Below are 24,435 nucleotides of genomic sequence, written 5' to 3' on the forward strand. Positions count from 1 at the left end.
GGCGCTCAGTCGCCGTACGGGTTGAAGTCGAAATACTTCTTCGCGATCCGGTCGTACGTGCCGTCCTTCAGCATCGAAGCGATCGCGCCGTCGATCGACGCCTTGAGCGCCGTATCCGACTGCCGCATGCCGATGCCGACGCCGCGATCGCCCAGGTCGAGCGGTGCGCCGACGAACGCGAAGCCCTTGCCCTTCGGCGTGCGCAGGAAGCCGTAGTCGGCCTCCACGGTGCCGAGCAAGGCCGCGTCGAGGCGGCCGTTGACGAGATCGGCAAACACGTCGTCCTGGCTCTTGTACGGCATCACGCCGACACCGGCCGGCGCCCAGTGCGCGAGCGCCCACGATTCGAACTGCGTGCCCGACTGCACGCCGACGCGCTTGCCCGCAAGCGACGCGGTCGTGCTGTCGACGCCGCTCCCGGCCCGCGCGACGAGCCGCGACTTGAAGCGGAACAGCTTCGACGAGAACAGGATCTGCTTCTCGCGCTTCTCGGTGATCGCCATCGACGACAGGATCGCGTCGATCTTGCGCGCCTGCAGCGCGGGAATCATCCCGGAGAATTCGAGCTCGACCCACTGGCAACGCAACTGCGCGCGACGGCAGATCTCGTTGCCGAGATCGACGTCGAAGCCCTTCAGGCTGCCGTCAGGCGCCTTCGAATCCATCGGCGGATAGGTGGGATCGATACCGAGGCGCACGGCGCGCGCATCGAGTGCGTGCGCGGAACCGGCCGCGAGCGCAAGGCATAGGGAAACGAGCGGCAGGAAGGGACGTTTCATGGTCGACGAAGGCGGGACGATGGGCAAACGGCACGAGCCGGACTGCCTGCGATCGTAGTGCGCACGCGCCGTCGCCGGAATCGCCCGCTGCCTTATCATGATCACTTTTACCGATCACCGGCCCCGCGCTTGCCCATGGCGTTCACGCTCTCCCAGCTCCGCATCTTCCAGGCCGTCGTCGAGCACGGCAGCCTGCGCGCCGCCGCACGCGCGCTCGATCTCGCGCAGAGCGGCGTCACGCAGCAGCTGCAGAGCCTCGAGGCGACGCTCGGCGCGACGCTGTTCACGCGCACCAATCGCGGGATCGTGCCGACGGCCGTCGGCCAGCGGCTGCTCGCGCGCTCCGGGTCGATCCTCGGCGAATGCGAGCAGGTCGAGCGGGAAATCCGCCAACTGAGCGGCGCGTACGAAGGCACCGTCACGCTCGGCCTCGTGGCCGAACCGCTGATCGACGCGTTCGCGCCGGTGCTGAGCGCGTTCCGCGCGCGCTTCGACAAGGTCGACGTCCACCTGCGCACCGGCACGTCGCGGATGATGATTGGCTGGCTGCGGGAAAGCGCGGTCGATTTCGCGATCGCGCTGGTCGCGAAGCAGACCGACACGACCGATCTCGCGGTTACGCCGCTGCGTGCATCCGCGCCGGTGGTCGTGTGCCGCAACGGGCATCCGGCGATGCATGCGCAATCGCTCGCCGAACTGGCCGACTACGCGTGGGTGTCCACGCGCTCGCCGAATCTCAGCGCCGATCCCGTCGTCAACCGGCTGCTCGCGTACTTCGACGTGCACGGCCTGCCGCCGCCGAAGATCCTCGCCACCGTCGAAGGAATGTTCGAGACGCTGCAGCTCGTCACGCAGACCGATTGCCTGTCGCTCGAAACCGAAGCCGTGACGCGGCACGGGCCGTTTGCCGGCGCGCTCGCGAAGGTGCCCGTACGCGAACAGGCCGAATCGCAGGACATCTGCCTGCTGCAGCGCGCGGCCGTGCCGCTGACGCCGGCCGCGCAGGAACTCGCGACGATGCTCGCGTCGTACCTGAGGGTGGTGCGCGGGCGGTAAGCGCGTATCGCCGCTCGCCGCCCGTCGTGCCGTGCTGCGACGCGTATCAGTCGATCGAATCCCGTGCCGTCTCGCGCAGCATCGCCACCGCAATCAACGACAGCACCACGCAGGCGGCCACGTAGCCGGCCGGCGCGAGCTTGCTGCCGGTCGTCTTCACGAGCCAGGTCGCGATCAGCTGCGCGGTGCCGCCGAAGATCGTCACCGCGAGCGCATACGCGATCGAGATGCCGGTCGCGCGCACGTGGCGCGGCAGCGACTCGCACATCAGCGCCATTTCCGACGCCGAGCCGAGCGAATAGAACAGCAGCATCAGCGCGGTCAGCGGCAGGATCACCGACAGCGTCGGGTGATGATTCATCAGCCAGAACGCCGGGAACAGCAGCACGACCAGCACGCCGCGGCCGACGAGGATCGGCAGGCGCCGGCTGCCGAGCTTGTCCGACAGCCAGCCGAACAGCGGGCACGTGACCAGCATCACGCAGCCCGACGCGACGCCGACGAACATCGACAGCTTCATCGGCAGGCCGAGCGTGTGGATCGCGTAGGTCGGCATGTAGAACGTCAGGATGTAGGTCGACACCGTGCCGCCCATCACCGTGAGCATCAGCAGCACCACCGTGCGCGTGTGCTTCGAGAACAGCTCGTGCAGCACGCCGCGTTCGATGCCGTGATGGCGCTCGCCGGGCGCATCGTCGGCGAGCCGGCGGCGCAAGAACATCCCGACCGGCGCGATCAGCACGCCGACTAGGAACGGCAGCCGCCACCCCCAGCTCTCCAGCGCGTCCTTCGTCATCGTGTTCGACATCAGCGCCGCGAAACCCGAGCCCATCAGCGCAGCGCCGCCCTGCGTCGCGAGCTGCCAGCTCGCGCGGAACGCACGGCGCGACGTGCCGCCCTGTTCGAGCAGCGTCGACGTCGCCGCGCCGAATTCGCCGCCCTGCGAGAAGCCCTGCAGCAGCCGCGCGAACACGACCAGCAGCGGCGCGGCCACGCCGACCTGCGCATACGTCGGCGCGATCGCGATCAGGCCCGTGCCGAGCGCCATCAGCATGATCGTCAGGTTCAGCGCGGCCTTGCGCCCCTTGCGGTCCGCATAGACGCCGAGCACGACGCTGCCGAGCGGCCGCGTGAAGAAGCCGGCGGCGAACGTCGCGACCGACAGCAGCAGCGACGTGGTCGGGTCGCTCGACGGGAAGAACAGCTTGCCGATCAGCACCGCGAAGAAGCCGTACACGGTGAAATCGAAGAATTCGAGCCAGTTGCCGATCACGGCCGCGGCGATCGCACCGCGCCGCGTGGCGGCCGGCGCGCCGGGCACGGGACTGACTTCGGCCGCCGCCGTCGACGCGTGGTGCAGCGCGAGATGGTCTTTCTGCATCGTTATCGCCTCCTCTCAACGCGGCCGGAAGCGCCGGCCGCTCGCGCCGCCGCCGGCATCACTGCCCCAGGTAACGCTCCACGAGACGCGTCCAGTACGCCGCACCGATCGGCAGGTTGCGATCGTTGAAGTCGTATTTCGGGTTGTGCACCATGCAGCCGTCTTCGCCTTCGCCGTTGCCGAGCCGCACGAACGAACCCGGCCGCTGCTGCAGCATGAACGCGAAATCCTCGCTGCCCATCAACAGGTCGGTCTGCTCGACCACGTGCGCGTCGCCGACGAGTTCGCGCGCCACCTGCGCGGCGAAATCCGTTTCGGCATCCGAATTGACGACGACCGGGTAGCCTTCGATATATTCGACGTGCGCGGTTGCGCCGTAGCTCGCGGCCTGCGTTTCGGCCAGCTCGATGATGCGGCGCTTGAGCAGCGCGCGCACGTCGGGGCTGAACGAGCGCACGCTGAGTTCGAGGCGCGCGCCGTTCGGGATCACGTTGTTCGCGGTGCCCGCATGCATCGAGCCGACCGTGACGACCGCCGGCTGCGCGGGATCGACGTTGCGCGCGACGATCGTCTGCAGCGCCATCACGATGCTCGCCGCGACGACCACCGGATCGACCGTCAGGTGCGGCCGGGCCGCGTGGCCGCCGACGCCTTCGATCGTGATGATCGCCTTGTCGCCGGCCGACATGAACGGGCCGCGCCGCGTGAGGAACACGCCGGGTGCCGCGCCCGGATGGTTGTGCATGCCGAACACCGCGTCGCACGGGAAGCGCTCGAACAGGCCGTCGTCGATCATCTTCTTCGCGCCGCTGTCGACGCCATGCTCTTCCGCCGGCTGGAAATACAGGTGCACGGTGCCGGAGAAGTTGCGGGTCTTCGCGAGGTGTTGCGCGGCGCCGAGCAGCATCGTCGTGTGGCCGTCGTGGCCGCACGCGTGCATCTTGCCGTGCGTGCCGCTCGCATAGGGCAGGCCCGTCGCCTCGATGATCGGCAGCGCATCCATGTCGGCGCGAATGCCGATGCTGCGCGTGCCGTCGCCCACGCGCAGCGTGCCGACCACGCCCGTCTTGCCGACCCCGCGCGTTACCTGCCAGCCCCACTGTTCGAGCTTCTCGGCGACGAGCGCGGCCGTGTCGTGCTCCTCGTACGCGAGTTCGGGGTGGTGATGGATGTGGTGACGGATCTCGCGCAACCCGCCGGCGGCGGGCATCAGATCCTCGACTTCGGTGAAGCGGGTATCGGTGGACATCAAGGGGCTCCGGCTGTTTGTCTGCGCATGCAACGGGTGCGTGCGGGAAAGCGAGCCACTATATCCAGCCGATATCGGTTCAATAAGATGCGGAATTTTTCACCGTGATAAGGTTTTTTAATCAGGGTTAGTGCTGATCCCCGGTTTGGCCATGCGGCTTTCGATCTATGCAAATCCGTACAGCTTCGCCGGGTTGGTGACGAATATCCGTTGCTGCCAGTCCGCACGCCCGATCCAGCCGGCGATCACGTCCAGCAAGCTTGCATCGTCCGGCTTGTCCGTCTTCTGCGTCGGGTGCGGCCAGTCGGTGCCCCACAGCATGCGCTCCGGCGCCATGTCGATCAGCGCCTTCGCGACCGGCGCGACGTCGTCGTAGACAGGCGCGCCGGTCTTGCTGTCGACGTACGGCCCCGACAACGTGATCCACGTATGGCCCTTGTCGACGAGGCGTTGCGCGGTGCGAAACGCGGCCGACGAGAGCCCGCCGGGCTGCGGCACGTGCGCGATATGGTCGATGACGAGCGGACACGGCAGCACCGCAAGATGACGCTCGAGCTCCGGCAGCCGCGCGCCCTGCACCACCAGCTCGATATGCCAGCCGAGGTTCGCGATGCGCGCGGCGAGCGGCGCCAGCATGTCGAGCGTCGTCGCGCCCGGATAGCTCAGGTTGAACCGGATCGCACGGATGCCGCCGCGATCGAGCATCCGAAGTTCGTCGTCGCTCACGGTGCCGTCGACGACGGCCACGCCGCGTGCGTCGTCGCCGAACTGCGCGAGCGCCGCCAGCGTGCAGCGGTTGTCCGTCCCGTACGTCGACGGCGTCACGACCACGTTGCGCTTCACGCCGGTCCGCGTCTGCACGCCCCGGTATTGCGCGACGGTCGCATTCGGCGGGCGCAGCGTCGTGCCCGGCGCGACCGGGAACCGGTCGTCGTAGATGTGCATGTGGCAGTCGATCGCCCCGTCGGGCAGCCGGAACGCCGGCCGCTCGGTGCCGCTCGACCACGTTTCGTCGGCCGCGGCCAGCCTCGGCAATGCAGCCGAAGCCAGCGTCGCGCCGGCGATCCGGAGGAATTCGCGTCTCGCGATGCGCGCCATGATCAGATGGTCCCCGCCTTGCCGACCAGCTTGCCCGACGCATGATTGCGCGTGAGCAGCAGCAGCGTCGCGACGCTCACGAGCGTGAGGATCGCGAGCGGCATCAACGCGAGCGCGTAGCTGCCCGTCGCCGCCTTCACCCACCCGTACACGTTCACCATCAGCCCGCCGCCGAGCAGGTTCGCGATCGCGTTGACCGTCGCGAGCCCGGCCGCCACGGTGCTGTTGGACAGCATGTCGGTCGCAAGCGCCCAGAACGGGCCCTTGAACGAATACGCGCCGACCAGCACCGCGCAGAGCATGCAGACCGTCGGCAGCAGCGATCCGCTCAGCGACGTCGCGAACAGGCCCCCGCCGATCAGCAGCATCGGCACGGCCGTGTGCCAGCGCCGTTCGCCGACGCGGTCCGAGCGACGGCCCCAGTAGACCATCAGGACGGAGGCCACCGCGTAAGGCACCGAATTCAGCAGGCCGGTCTCCATGACGGTCAAGCCGAATGACTTCAGCAGTTGCGGCTGCCACACGGACAGCGTGCTGCCTGCCGCGGAAGCGCACGTGTCGACGAGCGCGAGGCACAGCACGTAGCGATTGCGGAACAGCTGCGTGAGCGGCAGCGACGGCACCTTCTTGCGCGTCTTGTGGCCGGCGGCGAGCGCGGTCGTGAGCCATGCGCGCTCGTGGTCGTCGAGCCACCTCGCGTCGTCCGGCTTGTTCGTCAGCACGAACAGGCACGCGATGCCGAGCAGCACGGTCGGAACGCCTTCGAGGATGAACAGCCAGTGCCATCCGCGCAGGCCCCACACGCCGTCCATCTGCAACAGCAGCGCGGAGATCGGCGAGCCGATGAAGCTCGCGGCCGGAATCGCGACCATGAACGTCGCGACGATCCGCGCACGATACTGCGCGGGAATCCAGTACGACAGATAAAGCAGCACGCCGGGGAAAAAGCCGGCCTCGGCCGCACCCAGCAGGAAACGCAGCACGTAGAACGTCGTCGCGTTGTGCACGAGCGCGGTCGCCGCGGACACGATGCCCCACGTGATCATGATCCGGGCGATCCAGATTCGCGCGCCGTATTTCTGCAGCGCGAGATTGCTCGGCACTTCGCAAAAGAAGTACGAAATGAAGAACAGGCTGCTGCCGAAACCGAACACCTGCGCCGACATCCCGAGGTCATGGTTCATCTGCAGCGACGCCATCCCCACGTTGCCCCGGTCGATGAAGGCAAGCAGGTAGCAGATCATCAAAAAGGGAATGAGCCGCCAGACGACCTTCCGTATGGTCCGGCGCTCGATCGCGGACGCGTCCATGAAACCGGTTTGCATGTTGTCTCCGTTTATTGTGCGCCTGAGCGCGTTCCTGTGAACCGTTGCCACGCGATGACCGCGATGACGCCGCACGCGAGCACGGCGGCCATGGCGGCGAAGGTGTGTCGCACGCCGAGCGCCTCGGACGCGCTGCCGACGAGCAGATAACCGAACGGCATCGTGCCGTTGTAGGCCATGCCGTACATCCCGACGAGCCCCCCGCGCACGTGATCCGGACACTGGCGCTGAATGGTCGCGTTCGTCGACGTGGCCGCGAACGTGAGGCTGAAGCCGAGTGCATAGAACGCGGGGATCGATCCCGCCGCATCGGTGGTCGCGGCCAGCACGGCCAGCGCGCCGACGGCCGTCCACGGCGCATACGCGATGAACCGGTGCGACGCACGCGGCCCGAGCGCCGACGACAGCAGCACCGCCGCGCTCAACGACCCGGCGCCGGCGCACGCGAAGAACACGCCGGTAAAGCGCGCCGCGTCGTGAAAGCCCTGATCCGCGAGCAGCGGCACGAGCGTCTGGTAGCTGCCGGCGAACAGGCCGATGCACGCGAGGATCGGCAGATAGCGGGCCGAGAACGCATCGGACAGCACGTAGCCGACCGCGTCGCGCAAGCCGCTCTCCGCGCGCGACGGGCGGCCCGCCGCCGCAGTCCGGATCGACCGCACGCATGCCGCCATGAAGCACAGCGCGAGCGCATAGATCGCAAACGACGTCCTGGGGCCCAGCGTCGGATAGACGAAGCCGGCGATGGTCGGGCCGACCATGCGCCCGACGTTGTAGACCATCGTGTTCATCGCGACCGCGTTGGAGGTGTGGGTCGCATCCTGAAGGCTCGTCAGCAGCAGCACCTGCCGCGCCGGCGTTTCCACCGCGCTCGACACGCCGATCGCCAGCGCATGCGCGAGGATCAGCTTCACGCCGAGCAGGCCGAGCAGCGACAACGTGAAGAGGCTGCTCGTCAACACCAGCGACGTCGCCAGCACGCAGAGCGTCACGCGCCGCGCGTTGGCCGAGCCGATGCGGGAGCCCGCCACCGGCGCGACGATCAACTGCGGCCCGTACAGCAGGAAGTTGAGCAGCGCGAGGATCGCCGCCGAGCCGGACAGGTGATAGATCAGCAGGTTCAGCGTGACGTTCTGCGTCCAGCTGCCGAGCACCGATGCGACCTGCCCGCTCAGGTAGCGCCGCAGCGACGCCTCGGTCAATGCAGGAAACAGCCTGTTCACCCACCCCGCTTGCGTTGCCACGTTCATGACAGCGCCTTCCCGCGCGTTTCGGGCGCGACCAGCACGACCGCGGCCGCGGCGACGAACGCGACGATCGTCGTCGCGAGCCCGAGCACGAAGCCGCCCGACGTCGACGCCAGCGAACCGATGACCAACGGCGCGATGAAACCGCCGAGCCGGCCACCGTTGTACGCGAGGCCCATGAAGAAGCCGCGCGAAGCCGTATTGCCGATGATCTCTGCGAGGAACGGGCCGGCGCCCGCGAAGATGCCGTTCACGCTGAATCCGGTCAGAAAGATCGCGGCCATCAGCAGCAACGGATTCGCCGACACGATATACACGCCGACCGCCATCGCGCCGACCAGCAGGTAGGCCAGGAACATCGGCCGCCGGCCGAGCCGGTCGACCCATGCCGAGAACAGCAGGAATCCGGTGATCGCGCCGAACTGCAGCGCCAGCACGAACTTCAGGCTATGCACGAAGTCGAGGTGCTTTACCGTGATGAGGAACGTCGGCGTCCACGTGAATACGCCCCAGTACAGGTACTGCAGAAAGAAGATGAAGCAGAAAGCGGTAAGCAGGCCGCGCACGTTCAGCTTCTCGCGGCTTGCCGTGTCGAGCGTGCGGGCCTGCGACTTCGCGTGCCTGCGTTCGAGCCAGATCGGCGATTCCGGGGTCTTGCGCGCAAGCCAGAACAGAATGAAGAACGGCGATGCGCCGATCAGGAACAGCACGCGCCAGCTGTCGCCGGCCAATCCGTCATGCGCGGCGCCGACGATGCCCGAGATCGCGATCGCGAGAATCGCGCCGATCGGCAAGCCCATCTGCATCAGCGCGCCGCCCTTGCCGCGCCGGCTCGGGTGCCAGGTCTCCGCGACGAGCGCCGCGCCGGCGGTCCAGGTTCCGCCCATGCCGAGCGCGCCGAAAAAGCGCAGCGCGGCGAACGAATGCGCATCGGGCGCGAATGCGATCAGGCCGGAAAACAGCGAGTAGATGCCGACGCAGAGCAGCGCGGTGCGCACGCGCCCGATCCGGTCCGACACGAAGCCGAACAGGATGCCGCCGACGATCTGCCCGGCCGCCGTGACGCTCGTGAACATGCCAAGCTGCGCCTTGCTCAGCCCGAACTGCAGCGCGAGCGTCGGCAGCAGCAGCGACAGCAGGAACGAATCGTAGCTCTCGAACGTCCAGCCGAGCCCCGCGAGCGACAGCGAACGCCACTCGATACCGGTCACGCGCGTGAGCCCTTTTTCCGCGGCTGCGGACGTCATGTCCTGTGTCGCCACGGTTGCACTCGTCTTCATGGGTTGTCTCCGGGAAGCGTGATGCGATACGTCGATGCGGCCGTCCGGCTGAATAGCGCGGCCTTTTCATCGGCCGACATCGCGGACGCGAGTCGTTTGAAGGCGTTCCACAGCACGCGATAGCCGAACATCCCCTTGTCGACGGGGAAGTTGCTCTCGAACATGCAGCGTTCGACGCCGAAGAGGTCGACGCAGGTGTCGAAATACGGCTGCCACGCGGCCGCCAGTTCCTGCGACGACGGCGGCAGGTCGCGCATGGCGAAGTCGAAGCCGAATACGCTCATGCCCGCGCCGCCGAGCTTCATGCGCGTGTTCGGCAGCGCGGCGAGAGGCGCGAGTTGCCGTTTCCATTGCGCATGGACTTCCGCGCGTTGGCCGGCATGCGGACCCACGCCGAGCGGACCGCCGAAATGGTCGATGACGACGGTGACGTGCTCGCATGCGCGCGCGAGTTCGTACAGGTCGTCGAGCTGCGTGTGATAGACCCACGCGTCGAGCGACAGCCCATAGCGGCCGAGCGTCGCCACGCCCCGCCGGAAAGCCGGATCCGACATCCGGTCGCGCGGCGGCGTCACCGGGCTCGATCGCACGTCGGGGCTCGCATGCCACGCGAGCGGATTGCGAATCCCGCGCAGTCGCCCGCCGGATACCTGCAGCATCGTGTCGAGCACCGCATCGAGCTCCACGCCGAGCGACAGATCGGCGCCGCCGACGATGGCCTCGCAGCACCGCGTGGGGCCGTATGCGCCGCTGTCGAACATCGCGGCGACGCCGCTCGCGAATGCCACTTCGCCCACCGGCTTGAATGCCTCGGGCCCGCTTGCACGCAACATCGATCGACACTGCACGTAGACCGTCGACACGACCCGATGTCCGCTGCGCACGTCCGCACCGAACTCGTCCGCGAGATAGCGACCGGTCTGGCGGTCCCACAGGTGGTGATGGGCGTCGACGATGGCAAGCTCGGGTTCGAGCACCGGCTCGTCGCGCAAGGCGAGCCACTCGGGCCGGACGGGCAGATGGGGCGCGTGAACGGTCTGCATCGCACGCGCCTCAGAACTTCTGGCGCATGCCGATCACCACGCCCGTCTGGTTGTGATCGGGCGCGACCGTGCCATAGCCGTTCACGCCGAGCGCGGAGCCGCCCTTGTTGCGCGCGAAACCGGCCGTCGCATAGATATCGGTGCGCTTCGACAGCAGATAGTCGGCACAGAGCACGGCAAGCCACGGATCGGCGCTGGTCGAATGCACGTCCTGGTAGTAGGCGGTTGCCGTGACCACGAACGCCGGCGACACCGCGTATTGCGCGCCGGCCCAGTACAGGTTCGCGGCGCTGGCTTCGGAACCGTTCGCGAGACGGATCGGGTTCGCCGGCAGGAACGCGTTCGACGCCTGAAGATAGCGATAACCGGCGAATCCCTTCACCGGTCCGATCGCATACGACGCGGCGGCCGTCGCGCGTCGCTCGGTGCGCGTGTTCGTCGCGACGGTGTTGCTGTTGCGCTGCTCGTACGACACGCTCGCGGCGAGCGGCCCTTGCGCGAACGTCAACGCCCCGCTGAAGAAGCGGCCGGTGAGTTGCGCGCCCGGCACCTCGGCGCCGTACCCGGTGTCGTAGCGGGTGCTGTACATGGCCTGCGCCGTGAGCGGACCGAACACGCCGGTGTACTTCGCCGAATTGTCGATACGCGCGGCCGCCGCGTAGTCGAGCGACAGCAACGAATACCGCGACGACGCGCCCATCGGGTCGAAGGCCACGGCCTGTTCGTAGAAGAGCGCATTCTGGCGACCGAACGTCAACTGCTGGCCCCGGTACGCCAGCCCGACCCACGCCTGCCGGCCGAAAATCCGCGACGTCGTGGCGGCATTCGAACCGAGGCCTTTCGTCGACTGCGCGGTCGTGCCGTCATTGATGTTGAAGCCGTCTTCCAGCTGGAAAATGGCCTTCATGCCGGCGCCGAGATCCTCGACGCCCTTCAATCCCCAGCGCGAACCGGACAGATTGCCCGACACTTCGCGCGTCTGCGCGCCGCCGGTGCTCGTGTTGTTGATGTGCTCGATGCCGACGTCGGCAATGCCGTACAGCGTGACGCTGCTTTCTGCCTGGGCGGCACCGCACCACGAGGTCGCGCTCGCGACGGTGATGGCGCCGAGCACGAAGCGGGAGGTCGGGCGGGTATTGCGGCTGGCCTGATTCGACAACATGGAGTCTCCAAACTGTTTTTTATGGGTGGGGCTGACGAAGGAAAATTCACGGCTCGCGGGCAACACGCGCTTCGCCGGCGCCCGAGCCCGGATCGCCGAGCCACGCGATGGTCAATGCGCCGAGCAGCAGCACACCCGACACGGCGATGAGCGGCGCGGTGAAGCCGCCGGAGAATTGCTTGAGCGCACCGATCAGCGACGGCCCGACGAAGCCGCCGAGATTGCCGACCGACACGATCAGCGCGAGCCCGCCCGCGGCGGCGCGGCCGGTGAGGAATCCTGACGGGATGGCCCAGTACGTCGCCTGGAACGCGAGGATCCCGCTCACCGTGACGCACAGTGCGATCAGCTTGAAAACCGGCGCATGAATGAAGGCGCTCGCACACAACGCCACGGCGGCGACAGCCAGTGCGCCTGCGACATACGGAATGCGGTGGGCCGCGCGATTGGCGAGACGCGCCCACCAGAGCATCACGACGGCACCGATCGCATACGGAATGGCCGTCAGCCAGCCGACCACCGCGTGTTCGACGCCGAACTGCTTGATGATCTGCGGCATCCACAAGCCGACGCCGAGCGAGCCGACGATCCCGCAGAAGTTGACGAACGCGAGCACGAACACGCGCCAGTTCGTCATCGCGTCGCGCAGTTTGCTGCCGTGCTTCGCGCCGATGTCGCGCTGCTCGAACGCGAGGCGTTTCGCGAGCGACGCCTTCTCTTCGTCACTGAGCCACGCGGCTTTCTCGGGACGGTCGGCCAGCACGAACAGGCACGCGATGCCGAGCATCACGGCCGGTACGCCTTCGATCAGCAGCAGCCACTGCCAGCTGCGCAGCCCGTGCAGGCCGCCGAGTTCGAGCAGCGCACCGGAAATCGGCGAGCCGATCATGTTCGCGACGGGGATGCCGACGAGGAAGGCGGCCGTCACCTTCGCGCGCCACTTGCCGGGAAACCAGTGCGTGAAATACAGGTAGATGCCGGGCGTGAAGCCCGCCTCGGCGAGCCCGAGCAGAAAGCGCGCCGCCGCAAAGCTTTTCGGTCCGACGACGAACGCCGTCGCCATCGAGAACAGGCCCCACGTGATCATGATTCTCGCGATCCACACGCGCGCGCCGACCTTCTGCATGATCAGGTTGCTCGGAATCTCGAACAGGAAGTAGCCGATGAAGAACAGGCCGGCACCGACACCGAATTGCTCCGCCGTCAGACCGAGATCCTTGTTCATCGTGAGCGCGGCAAAACCGACGTTGGTCCTGTCGAGATAGCTGATCACGTAGCAGACGAAGATGAACGGCAGAATGCGCCGGAACGCCTTCGCGAGCGTGCGCTCGCTGGCCGCGTAATCGTCGCCGGCCAGGCGCTCCGCGGACGAGGCGTCGGCGCGCGGTGCGTCATCGCCGGCACGCAGCGCGTGCGAAATGGTCATGCTTGTCTCCTTCGTCGCGCGACTGGCGGCGCGATCTTTCGGCATACGGGCGGGAAACCGGTGAGCGGCTTCCCGGTTCGCGGGTGTCAGTCCTTGTTCGCGGCCTGTTTTGGCAACGGGCCGGCAATGCGCATGTCCGCTTTCAGGACCGAACCGGATGTCGATTCGGTGATGAAGAGCGTCTTCATGTCGGCGCCGCCGAAGCACACGCTCGTGAGCGACGCCCCTTTCGGCCCGGTCAGGATCTCGACGGGCTCCGCGCAGTGGTTGAGCACCCACACGCGGCCGAGCCCCGGATTCGCGACGAACAGCCGGCCTTCGAGATCGACGGTGAGGCCGTCGGGGCCGCTCGGCCCGTAGGACGTGAAGAACGGGCTGACCTTGGTGACCGATCCGTCGGCTTGCAGCGGCATGCGCCACACCGCGTTGCCGCGCGTCATCGCGACGAACAGCACCTTCTCGTCGCGCGACAGCACGAGCCCGTTCGGGCTCGGGCAGGTGCCGAGCAGCATGTCGAGCTTGCCGTCGGGCGAGAGCCGATACACGCGGCCCGTCGGATCGTGCAGCCCGGTCTGCCCCTGGTCGGTGAAATAAATGTTGCCGGCCGAGTCGAACGTCAGGTCGTTCACGCCCTTGAAGCGCTCGGTGTTGCGGCGCTCGAGATACGGGCGAATTTCACCGCGCTCGATATCGAGCAGCATCAGGCCGTTCCGGTAGTCGGTGATGATCAGGTGCGCTGCGTCGAAGCGCTTCATTCCGTTGGGCTCGCCGTCGTATTCGACGACGAGATCCCATTCTCCCGACGGCGAAATGCGGAAGATGCGCCCGTGCGGAATGTCGGTCACGAACAGATAGCCGTCCGGATCCCAGACCGGCCCTTCGAGAAACGAATCGGTGACCATGCCGCCGCGATTCGCGCGTGCCCATTCCGTGCGGACGTCCGGCTTGCGAAACTTCTCCGGCATGCGCGTGAACACGTCGGCTTCGCGCACGTCGGGGCTCGTCAGATAAAACATGCGTACCTCGATGTCCAGGGTTCAAGCCGCGCTGTGCGCGCGTTCGTCGAGCACCGCGAGGACGTTGGCCGCCGCACCCTTGCCCATGTTCACGTACGCGGCATCGCTCACGCCGCCGACATGCGGAGACAGAATCACGTTGGGGATCTGCTGGAACGGGTGCGGCACCGTCATCGGTTCCACGTCGAAGCTGTCGAGCCCGGCCGCACGCAAGTGGCCGCTCGCCAGCGCGTCGGCCAGCGCGGCTTCGTCGATCAGACCGCCGCGCGCGGTATTGACGAGAATCGCCCCGCGCTTGAAACGCGCGAGCGTGTCGCGGTCGAGCATCCGGCGGTTGTCGGCCGTCAACGGACAATGCAGCGACACGACGTCCGACGCCGCGTACAGTGTGTCGAGCGGCACGAGCTTCACGCCGGCAGGCGCTTCCTTCGCGAACGGATCGAACGCGAGCACCTTCATGCCGAACGCCGTGCCGATCGCGGCCACGCGCCGGCCGATCGCACCGAGCCCGACGAGGCCGAGCGTGCGCCCGTCGAGTTCGACGGACTTGTGCGTCGACTTGTCCCAATGGCCTTCGCGCATGCGGATGTCGAGTTGCGGAACCGACTTCGCGCAGGCAAGCAGCAGCGCCCACGCGTGCTCGGCGACGGCGGCCGCATTCGCGCCGACCGCGGCGCGCACCGCGATGCCGCGCGCGGCAGCTGCGTCCTGATCGATCACGTCGATGCCGCTGCCGTGCTTTGAAATCACCTGCAGGTTTTCGGCGGCGTCCATGATTCGGCCGTTGACCTTGCCGTACCGGACAATGATCGCGACCGGCTTGTGCTGGGCGCAGAGCGCCACGATGTCGTCCTCGGTCGGTTGCTTGCCGGCGAACACGACGTCGAACTGCGCGAGCATCTCGAGCGCTTGCGGCGCAAGGTCGGCGGCGGTCACGAGGACCACGGGCTTGTGCGAAGCGATCTGCATCAGAGTGCCTCGCCTTCGGCCAGCATGCCGGCTGCGCGCAGCTCCTTCTCGATCCAGCCCGGACGAAGGTCGCCCTTGTGGATCGCTGCGATACGCGCGGTTTCGAAGTCGAGCTTTTTCTGCGCCAGATCGACGATACGCGCGACGTCCGCGCGCGCAATGACGACGACGCCGTCGGCGTCGCCGACCACCAGGTCGCCCGGACTCACCGCCGTGCCGCCCAGCGAGATCGGCGCATTCACGCGCCCCGCGACGCTTTTGGTCGGGCCGCACGGATTGAGGCCGGCCGCGAAGACTGGATAGTCGCCGTTGGCCAGTTCGTGCGCGTCGCGCACCGCGCCGTCGATGACGATGCCGGCGATGCCGCTCGCCTTCGCCTGCGCCGCCATGATTTCGCCGAGCAGCGCGCACGAGATGTCGCCCTTGCCGTCGACCACGACGACGTCGCCCGGTTTCGCGACGGCGAGCGCCGCATGGATCGCCAGGTTGTCGCCCGCGCGGACTTCGACCGTGACCGCCGGGCCGGCGACCTTCATCTTCGGCGACAACGGCCGCACGCGGCCATGCACCGTGCCGCGTCGGCCCGCGACGTCGGCCAGGATCGCGGCCTGGTAGCGCGCGGCAGCCTGAACGAGTTCCGGCGAGACGCGTTCGATGTCGCGAGTGATCGGCGAAAGGCTGGCGGATGGGTTGCTCATGATTCGACCTCAGGTTAAGCGTTGTACTCTGTACAACGCTGGTGTACATGGTGAAATCAATATAACCAGAGGAGACGCGTCATGGCACTGGCGTTTACCCTTTTACGTGGTAAACCAGCGTTTTACCCTGTACAATTCCGGGTGAATGTCGACCGGAGAAAAGGAATGGGAAACGACGGTGTCGTTGCCGTGGAAAAGGCGCTTTCGCTACTGGACTGCTTCAAGCCCGGCGCCGAATCGCAATCGCTCGCGACGCTGTCGCAGGCATCCGGCATGCACAAGACGACGGTCTATCGGCTGATGAACTCGCTGGAGCGAATGGGCTATGTCGTGCGCGCACAGTCCGGCAACTATTCGCTTGGGCACCGCGTGCTGTACCTCGGCAAGCTGTACGAGCAGTCCTTCCATCTGTCCACGGTGGTCGAACCGGCGCTGCATGCGCTGGCCGCGCTGACGAAGGAAAGCGCATCGTACTACGTGCACGACAGCGGGCACCGGCTCTGCCTGTTTCGGGTCGAGCCGTCCGAAGGCCTGCGTGAAACGCGGCTCGCGGGGACGATGCTGCCGCTCGATGACACGGCCATCAGCCAGGTGATCCGTTTCTGGGGACTCGGCGAACCGATCTATGACAAGCCGCCGGCACTGCCCCTCTTCACCGCGGGTGCGCGCGATGTGCATACGGCAGCGTTCGCGGTGCCGGTTTTCGGCGCCGGCGACAAGTTCATGGCGGCGCTGACGCTTTCCGGTCCCGCATCCCGCCTCAGTGTCGCGCACGAGTCGGGCGAGCTGGATCGACCACAGCTGGATGCCGCCGCCGATCTGTCGCGGAAGCTGGGCGCGAGTGTCGCGCTCTGCGAGCGTATGTATGGCAGTTGATCGCCGCTTTGGCAAAGGCCGGGTTCAGGTCGACGCGCCGTTCGTCGCCTGCCCGCGGACATGTTCGCACGACGCCACGCGCGGGCCGGGTGCGTGACACCTGCAGCGCAGCACCGACGCGACGGCCCGTCCGACCGGCCCGGCATACGGGCCATTGATTTTTGAGACGAACGGTCTATTATTCCGCCATGGACGCTCGAATCGATCCGCCTCGCCGCCGCGGCAGGCCACCCAAGCAGCACGACGACCTCGTCGCCACGCGTGACATGCTGTTGCGCACCGGGCTCGAGATCCTCACCGAAAAGGGCTTTTCCGCCACCGGGCTCGACGAGATCCTCGGGCGCGCCGGCGTGCCGAAGGGCTCCTTCTATCACTACTTCGACAGCAAGGAAGCGTTCGGCCTCGAACTGATCGACCGTTACGCCGAGTTCTTCGCGCGCAAGCTGGATCGCCATTTCAGCGACCCGGCACGCTCGCCGCTGCAGCGCGTGCGGGCGTTCGTCGACGACGCCCGCGACGGCATGGCCCGCTATGCGTACAGCCGCGGCTGCCTGATCGGTAACCTCGGACAGGAAATGGGCACGCTGCCGGAAAGCTTCCGCGAACGGCTGCGTGCGACGTTCGAAGACTGGCAGCGCCGTCTGGCCGAATGCCTGGGCGCCGCGCAGCAGGCGGGCGAGGTTGGGGATTCCGCCGACCCCGCCGCGCTGGCCGCGTTCTTCTGGATTGGCTGGGAAGGCGCGGTGCTGCGCGCGAAGCTCGAACGCAGCGACGGGCCGCTCGTGCTGTTCGCGCAGTTTTTCTTCAATGGATTGCCTCGACGCTGAAATTTTTTTGCTATTTATTAGACGATCGGTCTAGAAAGGAGGACACATGTTTCAAGGCATCGTGATCGACAAGGACGAAACCGGCCAGCACGCGCGGCTCCAGACGCTGGACGACGCGCAGTTGCCCGCCGGCAACGTGACGATCCGCGTCGGCTACTCGACGCTGAACTACAAGGACGGACTGGCGATCACCGGCAAGAGCCCGGTGGTCCGCAAGTTCCCGATGGTGCCCGGCATCGATCTGGTCGGCGAAGTCGAAGCGAGCACGCACCCGGACTATCGCCCCGGCGACCAGGTCGTACTCAACGGCTGGGGCGTCGGCGAAACGCACTGGGGCGGCCTCGCGCAAAAGGCCCGCGTCGACGGAGACTGGCTGGTGCCGCTGCCGTCCGCCTTTTCGCCGCAACAGGCGATGGCCATCGGCACGGCGGGCTACACCGCGATGCTGTGCGTGATGGCGCTGGAGCGACATGGCGTGCGCCCGAACGACGGCGAGATCGTGGTGACCGGCGCGGCAGGCGGGGTGGGCAGCGTCGCCACCGCCATCCTCGCCAAGCTGGGGTACCGCGTCGTCGCGGTAACGGGCCGCCCCGCCGATGCCGACTACCTGCGGCAGCTCGGCGCGGCGGAGATCCTCGAGCGATCGCAATTCAGCGAGCCCGGCAAGCCGCTGGGCAAGGAACGCTGGGCCGGCGCAGTCGACGTGGCGGGCAGCCACGTGCTCGCCAACGTGTGCGCGACCACGCGCTACCGCGGCGTCGTGACGGCCTGCGGCCTGGCCGCGGGCTTCGATTTCCCCGCGACCGTCATGCCGTTCATCTTGCGAGGCGTCACGCTCGTCGGAATCGACAGCGTCATGTGCCCGCGCGCCGACCGCCTGGAAGCGTGGCGCCGGCTCGCATCCGACCTCGACGTCGAGAAGCTGGGCGCGATCAGTCACCAGGTCGGCCTGGGCGACGCCATCCCGCTTGCCGGGGAATTGATCAACGGCAAGGTGCGCGGCCGCATCGTCGTCGACGTCAACGCGTGACGCCGCCGACGACCACCGGCGCTTCTTCATTCGGACAGCGGCTCGCGCATCGAGTACGCCCGCGCCACGTTATCCAGGAGACCTCATGACCGCCGCACACACCGCACCCATCAGCCGCTTTCCCGTGCCCGCGCTCGTAGACTTGCCCGAGGACATTCGCGAACGCATCGCGACCGTCCAGGAAAAGTCGGGCTTCATCCCGAACGTATTCCTGACGCTGGCGCATCGTCCCGACGAGTTTCGCGCGTTCATGGCCTACCACGACGCGCTGATGGACAAGCCGGGCAACCTGAGCAAGGCCGAGCGCGAGATGATCGTCGTGGCCACCAGCAGCGCGAACCAGTGCCAGTACTGCGTGATCGCGCACGGTGCGATCCTGCGCATTCGCGCGAAGGACCCGCTGATCGCGGACCAGGTCGCCGCCAACTACCGCAAGGCCGATATCACCGCCCGGCAGAAGGCGATGCTCGACTTCGCGATGAAGGTGTCGCAGGCCGCGCATGAGGTGGGCGAAGCGGACTTCGACGCGCTCGAGTCGCACGGCTTCGTCGAAGAAGACGTGTGGGACATCATGGCGATCTCGGCTTTCTTCGGCATGTCCAACCGCATCGCGAACGTGACGAACATGCGGCCGAATGCCGAGTTCTACGCGCTCGGGCGCTGAGCGCACACGACGCTCGGGGACGCGGCGGCCGCGCCCCTATCGACTGCGGTAAACGACGCCCTCGCCCGGCGTCGGCGCCGCATCGGCCGCCTCGTCGAAACGCTCGCGCGCTTGCGCGATCGGCTGCTTGTTTTGCTCCGCCCACCTGACGAGCGCCATCACGGGCTCCAGCAGCGTTGCGCCGAGCGGCGTGAGCGCGTAGTCGACGCGCGGCGGAATCGTCGGGAACACCGTCCGCGTGACCAGCCCGTCGCGCTCCAGCCCGCGCAACGACAGCGTCAGCATGCGCTGCGAAATCCCTTCGATCTCGCGTTTCAGCTCGTTGAAGCGCCGCGAACCGTCGTTCAGCGTCGCGATGATGTAGAGGCTCCACTTGTCGCCAATGCGATCGAGGATCTGGCGGGTCGCCTGGCAGTCGTCTTCGCTGGGTCGGGACATGGTGGCAGGAACATCGATGTAACTGGGGCACAACCCTGTGCGTTCTTGTGGGGCCCGGGCGCGAACCCTAGCATTCCACATGCTTTTCGGTAACTCAGTCACTAAAAGTTACCGGGTTCTCATCTTATCCCGAAAGGAACGCTCATGAGCCGCATCCTGCTGATCACCTCCAGCCCCCGCAGCACCGACAGCCTGTCCACGCGCTTCGCGCACGACCTCGCGCGGCAACTCGCAGCGCGCGACGCAAACAGCACCGTGACCTTGCGCAATCTCTCCACCGACCCGCTGCCGCATATCGACGATGCTTACGTCGTCGGCCGCATGCTGCCGCCGGAGGCGCGCAGCGCCGAGCAAGCGGAGGCCGTCGAGCTGGCGCAAGCGCTGGTCGACGAACTGCGCGCCGCCGACATCGTCGTGATCGGCTCCGCGATGACCAACTTCGGCCCGTCCACGCAGCTGCGCGCGTGGTTCGACCGCGTGATCTGGCCGCAGGTCACGTTTCGCTATGTCGAAGGCGGCGTCGCCGGCACGGTGGAAGGCAAGCAGGTCTATCTGGTCACCGCCAGCGGCGGCATCTTTTCGGAAGGCCCGTATGCGCCGTTCGACTACCAGTCCGGCTATCTGAAGCATCTGCTCGGGTTCATCGGGATCACCGACGTCCGCGAAGTGCGCGTGGAAGGCACCGTATTGGGCGCCGAGGCGGTGCAAGCGGCCATCGCGAAGGCCGGGCAGGACGTGCAGGCGCTGGTGGAACAGGCTGGTTGAGACGACGGCCGCGCCCGTCGATCGCAGCACGCGGGCGGCGCCGGCCGACGCTCGCCCTCATGTGCCGGGGCCGACGGGCCGCTCGCCTCTGCCCGGCGAGCCAACCCGATGTCAGCGCTCACTCCTGTCCCTTCGACGGCAATACGCCGCCCGGCGGCTTCGCGACCGTAAAACGGACACACACGCGATCCATCAAAAGCGTGCACTATTAGGGTTTTGCCGTACCGGCGCCCGACGCCGCCGATGTTCGTTTCACGTTCCCTGTTTCAAACCGCGAACCTCCCATGACGAATCAGCCTACCCAGACCGCGGCCGACCGGCCCGTCGACATGATCATCTTCGGCGGCGGCGGCGACCTGGCCGCCCGCAAGCTGTTGCCCGCGCTGTACATGGCGCACCTGCACTGCAACCTTCCGCCCGAGACGCGCATCATCGCGGTCGGCCGCCGCGACTGGGGCATCGACGGCTATCGCAAGTTCATGGACGAGCAGTCGCGCCCGTTCATCGACGAAAAGGCGTTCGATCCCGCGGCCTGGAGCCGTTTCCTCGACCTGTTCAAGTACGTGCTGATCGACGTGAACGCGCCGGACGACTACCTGCGGCTCGCGGAAGCGGCGCGCGGCGATGCGATCCGCGTGTTCTACCTGTCGACGTCGCCGGAGCTGTTCACCACCATCTGCGACAACCTGTCGGCCGCGCATCTCGTCGACAAGCACTCGCGCGTCGTCCTCGAAAAGCCGCTCGGCCACGATCTCGCGTCCGCGAAGGCGATCAACGATGCGGTCGGCAAGCACTTCGAGGAATCGCAGATCTATCGAATCGACCACTATCTCGGCAAGGAAACCGTGCAGAACCTGATGGTGCTGCGCTTCGGCAACCCGATCTTCGGGCCGCTATGGCAGGCGCCGAGCATCCGCAGCGTGCAGATCACGGTGGCGGAGACGGTCGGGGTGGGCAGCCGCGCGGGCTTCTACGACCATACCGGCGCGCTGCGCGACATGGTGCAGAACCACCTGCTGCAGCTGCTGTGCATCGTCGCGATGGAGCCGCCGGTATCGCTCGACCCGGACGCGGTGCGCGACGAGAAGCTGAAAGTGCTGCGCTCGCTGCGGCCGATGGCGGTGGCCGACGTCGCGCGCGACACGGTGCGCGGCCAGTACACGGCCGGTGCGGTCGACGGCCAGCCGGTGAAGGGCTATCTCGAGGAAGACAACGTGCCGGCGGACAGCCGCGCGGAAACCTTCGTCGCGCTGCGCGCGCACATCAACAACTGGCGCTGGGCGAACGTGCCGTTCTTCCTGCGCACCGGCAAGCGGCTGCAGCGCCGCCAGTCGGAAATCGTGATCGAGTTCGCGGACATGCCGTTCTCGATCATCCCGACCGGCCCGCGCCACTACAGCAACCGTCTCGTGATCCAGCTCCAGCCGGAAGAGTCGATCCAGCTGCAGATGCTCGCGAAGGAACCGGGCAGCGGGATGAACATGGTGCCCGTGAGCCTGAACCTCGACCTGCAGCAGGCGATTCCGGAGCGGCGCGCGGAAGCGTACGAGCGTCTGCTGATCGACGTGATCCGCGGCCGCCTCACGCACTTCATGCGCCGCGACGAGCTCGAAGCCGCGTGGTCGTGGGTCGAACCGATCCTCGACGGCTGGAAGCAGCTCGGTGATCGACCGCGCCTGTACACGGCCGGCACGTTCGGGCCCGCGGCTTCGTCGGCGCTGCTCGCGCGCGACGGGATGTCGTGGTCCGAAGAGGCGTAATCGCCACGCGACGGCGTGCCGGAGTACGGCACGCCGGATCGCACGTCAAATCGCACGGGATGTAACCCGCCCCGCTGTCCCGGCCGCCGCCTAGCGCGGCTCCATCCACGACGCCGCCTTGCGCCGCCCCGGCGCATCGTTTCCGCTACCGCCCAGCGCCTCGATCAGGTAATTGACGAACGACGCGATCCGCGACGAAATCGCGGTATTGCGGTAGTACACCGCGTGGATCGGCTGCTCGACCTCGAGCGTCTGGCGCGCGAGCACCTGCACGAGCCGGCCCGCCTCGCGATCCTGCGCGGTCATGAAATCCGACAGGCAGACGACGCCCGCGCCGTCGAGCGCAAGCTGCCGCAGCGTCTCGCCGCTCGACGAGCGGATGCCCGGCTCGATGCGGCACGGCTCGCCGTCGGTGCCGAGGATCGGCCACACGTTCAGCGATTCGGGCTGCGTGAAGCCGAGCAGCGTGTGCTTGTCGAGATCCTCCACCTTGCGCGGCTGGCCGTGCGCCGCCACGTACGCCGGGCTCGCGAGCATGCGGATCCGGCTGGCGCCGATGCGGCGGCTGTGCAGCGTCGAATCCTTCAGCCGGCCGATGCGGAACGCGACGTCGGTGCGCCGCTCCAGCAGGTCGATGATGCCCTCGTTGCTGTTCAGCTCCAGCTCGACTTTCGGGAAGCGTTCGCGGTAGCCGCGCACGAGCGGCACGATCACGTGCAGCATGAACGGCGTCGCCGCATCCACGCGCAGCCGCCCCGACGGCATCTCGCGCCGCGCGAGCATCTGCTCTTCCGCCGTCTCGACCGATTCGATGATCGCGCGCGCATCCTGCAGGAACGCGCGCCCTTCCTCGGTCAGCTCGAGCCGGCGCGTGGTCCGGCGCAGCAGCGTGGTCTTCAGCTTCTCCTCGAGCCGCCCGAGCGTGCGGCTCGTCGCCGACACCGTGAGATCGAGCTGCTGCGCGGCTGCCGTGATCGAACCGGAGTCGACCACGGCGGCAAAGGCCTGGAGTTCATCGAGCGTAATCTTCATCGCTGCATTCTTGATTTCAAATCAAAACAATTTGGTTTATAGACCTGTTTTTCAGCAAAAGTAAAGGCGGCACACTGCGCTCCATCCTCACCGGACCCTGGAGCACCCGTCATGCCACTCGCCCTGCTTGCGCTGACCCTCAGCGCATTTGCCATCGGTACCACCGAATTCGTGATCGTCGGGCTGATCCCAACGATCGGCGCCGACCTCGGCGTCAGCCTGCCGTCCGCCGGCCTGCTCGTCAGCCTTTACGCATTGAGCGTCGCGATCGGCGCGCCGCTTCTCACCGCGCTCACCGGCCGCGTGCCGCGCAAGACGCTGCTCGCCGCGCTGATGGCGCTGTTCACCGTCGGCAACCTCGTGGCCTGGCAGGCGCCCGGCTACGAATCGCTGATCGTCGCGCGCGTCCTCACCGGCCTCGCGCACGGCGTGTTCTTCTCGGTCGGCTCGATCATCGCGACCACGCTCGTGCCGAAGGAGAAGGCCGCCAGCGCGATCGCGACGATGTTCAGCGGGATGACCGTCGCGTTCGTCGCCGGCATTCCGCTCGGCACCTTCATCGGCCAGCACTTCGGCTGGCGCGCGACGTTCCTGGTCGTCGCGCTGTTCGGCCTCGTCGCGTTCGTCGGCGCGGTGGCGTTCGTGCCGCGCGGCTTGCCGCAAACGCCGCCCGCGCCGCTCGCCCGCCAGTTCCGCGTGCTCGCGCAGCCGCGCCTGCTGCTGGTCTATGCGATGACGGCCGTCGGCTACGGCGGCTCGCTGATCGCGTTCACGTACATGGCCCCGCTGCTCGAGCAGATCGCCGGCTTCACGCCGTCGCAAGTGAGCCTCGTGCTCGTCGGCTACGGCGTGTCGGTCGCGTTCGGCAACGTGTGGGGCGGCAAGCTCGCGGACGCCGTCGGCCCCGTGAAGGCGCTCAAGCGGATCTTCCTGCTGCTCGCGATCGTGCTGCTCGCGCTCACCTTCACGATCCACGTCAAATGGCTCGCCGTGCTGACGATGCTCGCGTGGGGCGCAGTGGCGTTCGGCAACGTGCCCGGCCTGCAGGTGTACGTCGTGAAGCAGGCACGGCACTTCGCGCCCGACGCCACCGACGTCGCATCCGGCTTCAACATCGCCGCGTTCAACCTCGGCGTCGCGGGCGGCTCGGCACTCGGCGGCGTGATCGTCGCGCACGTCGGCCTCGGCCATACGCCGTGGATCGCGGCAGCCGTCACGCTCGGCGCATTCGCGCTCACCGCACTGAGCGGTCGCCTCGACCGCAGCGCAGGCCTGCCTGAACGTACGGCGGAACCTGTCCAGCTCGCGCACTGA

Annotated in this window: 23 protein-coding genes; 8 read left to right on the forward strand and 15 right to left on the reverse strand. The window is 67.3% G+C overall.

Annotated features, from left to right (window positions below):
• Window positions 1–5: 5 nt before the first annotated feature.
• On the reverse strand, window positions 6–779 hold the full coding sequence (locus CFB41_RS29950) for a transporter substrate-binding domain-containing protein (RefSeq protein ID WP_089459089.1): 774 nt from the start codon (window positions 777–779) through the stop codon (window positions 6–8).
• 135 nt (window positions 780–914) lie between these two features.
• Here CFB41_RS29950 and CFB41_RS29955 point away from each other — a divergent pair, with 135 nt between their 5' ends.
• Window positions 915–1,835 carry a LysR family transcriptional regulator gene (locus CFB41_RS29955; RefSeq protein ID WP_089428962.1) on the forward strand — a complete coding sequence of 307 codons (921 nt, stop codon included), beginning with the start codon at window positions 915–917 and terminating at the stop codon, window positions 1,833–1,835.
• A 46-nt stretch (window positions 1,836–1,881) separates the two neighbouring features.
• Here the strand turns inward: CFB41_RS29955 and CFB41_RS29960 are convergent, their stop codons facing one another.
• The 12 genes from CFB41_RS29960 to CFB41_RS30015 form a co-directional block, all read right to left on the reverse strand.
• Entirely contained in the window at window positions 1,882–3,216 is a 1,335-nt protein-coding gene (locus CFB41_RS29960) for an MFS transporter (RefSeq protein ID WP_089459090.1), read from the reverse strand.
• A gap of 58 nt (window positions 3,217–3,274) precedes the next feature.
• Window positions 3,275–4,465, reverse strand: a complete 1,191-nt coding sequence (locus tag CFB41_RS29965; protein WP_089459091.1) for a M20 aminoacylase family protein — start codon at window positions 4,463–4,465, stop codon at window positions 3,275–3,277.
• A 165-nt stretch (window positions 4,466–4,630) separates the two neighbouring features.
• A complete protein-coding gene (locus tag CFB41_RS29970; RefSeq protein WP_089459092.1) occupies window positions 4,631–5,563 on the reverse strand; it encodes an amidohydrolase in 933 nt (310 codons plus the stop codon).
• 2 nt (window positions 5,564–5,565) lie between these two features.
• Window positions 5,566–6,888 (reverse strand): MFS transporter, encoded by a 1,323-nt coding sequence (locus CFB41_RS29975; RefSeq protein WP_089459093.1) that lies wholly within the window; start codon window positions 6,886–6,888, stop codon window positions 5,566–5,568.
• Window positions 6,889–6,899: 11 nt separating this feature from the next.
• Window positions 6,900–8,138: an MFS transporter gene (locus CFB41_RS29980; RefSeq protein ID WP_089459094.1), complete on the reverse strand. Its 1,239-nt coding sequence runs from the start codon at window positions 8,136–8,138 to the stop codon at window positions 6,900–6,902.
• Window positions 8,135–9,415, reverse strand: a complete 1,281-nt coding sequence (locus tag CFB41_RS29985; RefSeq protein WP_089459095.1) for an MFS transporter — start codon at window positions 9,413–9,415, stop codon at window positions 8,135–8,137. Before CFB41_RS29985 ends, CFB41_RS29980 begins: the two co-directional genes overlap by 4 nt.
• Window positions 9,412–10,458, reverse strand: a complete 1,047-nt coding sequence (locus CFB41_RS29990; RefSeq protein ID WP_089459096.1) for an amidohydrolase — start codon at window positions 10,456–10,458, stop codon at window positions 9,412–9,414. The genes CFB41_RS29985 and CFB41_RS29990 overlap by 4 nt, the downstream gene beginning before the upstream one ends.
• 10 nt (window positions 10,459–10,468) lie before the next feature.
• Complete coding sequence (locus tag CFB41_RS29995) at window positions 10,469–11,620, reverse strand: porin (RefSeq protein WP_089459097.1); 1,152 nt, start codon at window positions 11,618–11,620, stop codon at window positions 10,469–10,471.
• 46 nt (window positions 11,621–11,666) lie between these two features.
• The gene (locus CFB41_RS30000; protein ID WP_089459098.1) at window positions 11,667–13,046 is read right to left on the reverse strand and encodes an MFS transporter; all 1,380 of its coding nucleotides are present in this window, start codon (window positions 13,044–13,046) and stop codon (window positions 11,667–11,669) included.
• A gap of 86 nt (window positions 13,047–13,132) precedes the next feature.
• Window positions 13,133–14,062, reverse strand: coding sequence for an SMP-30/gluconolactonase/LRE family protein (locus CFB41_RS30005; protein ID WP_089459099.1), 930 nt, complete (start codon window positions 14,060–14,062; stop codon window positions 13,133–13,135).
• 21 nt (window positions 14,063–14,083) lie between these two features.
• Window positions 14,084–15,031 (reverse strand): NAD(P)-dependent oxidoreductase, encoded by a 948-nt coding sequence (locus CFB41_RS30010; RefSeq protein WP_039349979.1) that lies wholly within the window; start codon window positions 15,029–15,031, stop codon window positions 14,084–14,086.
• Window positions 15,031–15,729: a methyltransferase gene (locus tag CFB41_RS30015; RefSeq protein ID WP_089459100.1), complete on the reverse strand. Its 699-nt coding sequence runs from the start codon at window positions 15,727–15,729 to the stop codon at window positions 15,031–15,033. The genes CFB41_RS30010 and CFB41_RS30015 overlap by 1 nt, the downstream gene beginning before the upstream one ends.
• A gap of 165 nt (window positions 15,730–15,894) precedes the next feature.
• Between CFB41_RS30015 and CFB41_RS30020 the strand changes: the two genes are divergently transcribed.
• The 4 genes from CFB41_RS30020 (at window position 15,895) to CFB41_RS30035 (ending at window position 19,126) form a co-directional block, all read left to right on the forward strand.
• The gene (locus CFB41_RS30020; protein WP_089459101.1) at window positions 15,895–16,605 is read left to right on the forward strand and encodes an IclR family transcriptional regulator; all 711 of its coding nucleotides are present in this window, start codon (window positions 15,895–15,897) and stop codon (window positions 16,603–16,605) included.
• A gap of 188 nt (window positions 16,606–16,793) precedes the next feature.
• On the forward strand, window positions 16,794–17,432 hold the full coding sequence (locus CFB41_RS30025) for a TetR/AcrR family transcriptional regulator (protein ID WP_089459102.1): 639 nt from the start codon (window positions 16,794–16,796) through the stop codon (window positions 17,430–17,432).
• 46 nt (window positions 17,433–17,478) lie between these two features.
• A complete protein-coding gene (locus CFB41_RS30030; protein WP_089459103.1) occupies window positions 17,479–18,462 on the forward strand; it encodes an MDR family oxidoreductase in 984 nt (327 codons plus the stop codon).
• Between the two features lie 85 nt (window positions 18,463–18,547).
• Complete coding sequence (locus tag CFB41_RS30035; protein WP_089459104.1) at window positions 18,548–19,126, forward strand: peroxidase-related enzyme; 579 nt, start codon at window positions 18,548–18,550, stop codon at window positions 19,124–19,126.
• Window positions 19,127–19,162: 36 nt separating this feature from the next.
• On the opposite strand, the gene CFB41_RS30040 is transcribed toward CFB41_RS30035, so the two are convergent.
• A complete protein-coding gene (locus CFB41_RS30040; RefSeq protein ID WP_373453149.1) occupies window positions 19,163–19,597 on the reverse strand; it encodes a winged helix-turn-helix transcriptional regulator in 435 nt (144 codons plus the stop codon).
• Window positions 19,598–19,708: 111 nt separating this feature from the next.
• On the opposite strand from CFB41_RS30040, the gene CFB41_RS30045 reads away from it, so the two are divergent.
• On the forward strand, window positions 19,709–20,329 hold the full coding sequence (locus CFB41_RS30045) for an FMN-dependent NADH-azoreductase (protein ID WP_089459105.1): 621 nt from the start codon (window positions 19,709–19,711) through the stop codon (window positions 20,327–20,329).
• A gap of 284 nt (window positions 20,330–20,613) precedes the next feature.
• Complete coding sequence (zwf, locus tag CFB41_RS30050; protein ID WP_046548629.1) at window positions 20,614–22,089, forward strand: glucose-6-phosphate dehydrogenase; 1,476 nt, start codon at window positions 20,614–20,616, stop codon at window positions 22,087–22,089.
• 90 nt (window positions 22,090–22,179) lie between these two features.
• Here zwf and CFB41_RS30055 read toward each other — a convergent pair whose 3' ends face one another.
• Window positions 22,180–23,121 carry a LysR substrate-binding domain-containing protein gene (locus tag CFB41_RS30055; protein WP_089459106.1) on the reverse strand — a complete coding sequence of 314 codons (942 nt, stop codon included), beginning with the start codon at window positions 23,119–23,121 and terminating at the stop codon, window positions 22,180–22,182.
• 111 nt (window positions 23,122–23,232) lie between these two features.
• On the opposite strand from CFB41_RS30055, the gene CFB41_RS30060 reads away from it, so the two are divergent.
• Window positions 23,233–24,435 carry an MFS transporter gene (locus CFB41_RS30060; RefSeq protein WP_089459107.1) on the forward strand — a complete coding sequence of 401 codons (1,203 nt, stop codon included), beginning with the start codon at window positions 23,233–23,235 and terminating at the stop codon, window positions 24,433–24,435.

The organism is Burkholderia sp. AU33803, from assembly GCF_002223095.1.
GTDB lineage: Bacteria > Pseudomonadota > Gammaproteobacteria > Burkholderiales > Burkholderiaceae > Burkholderia.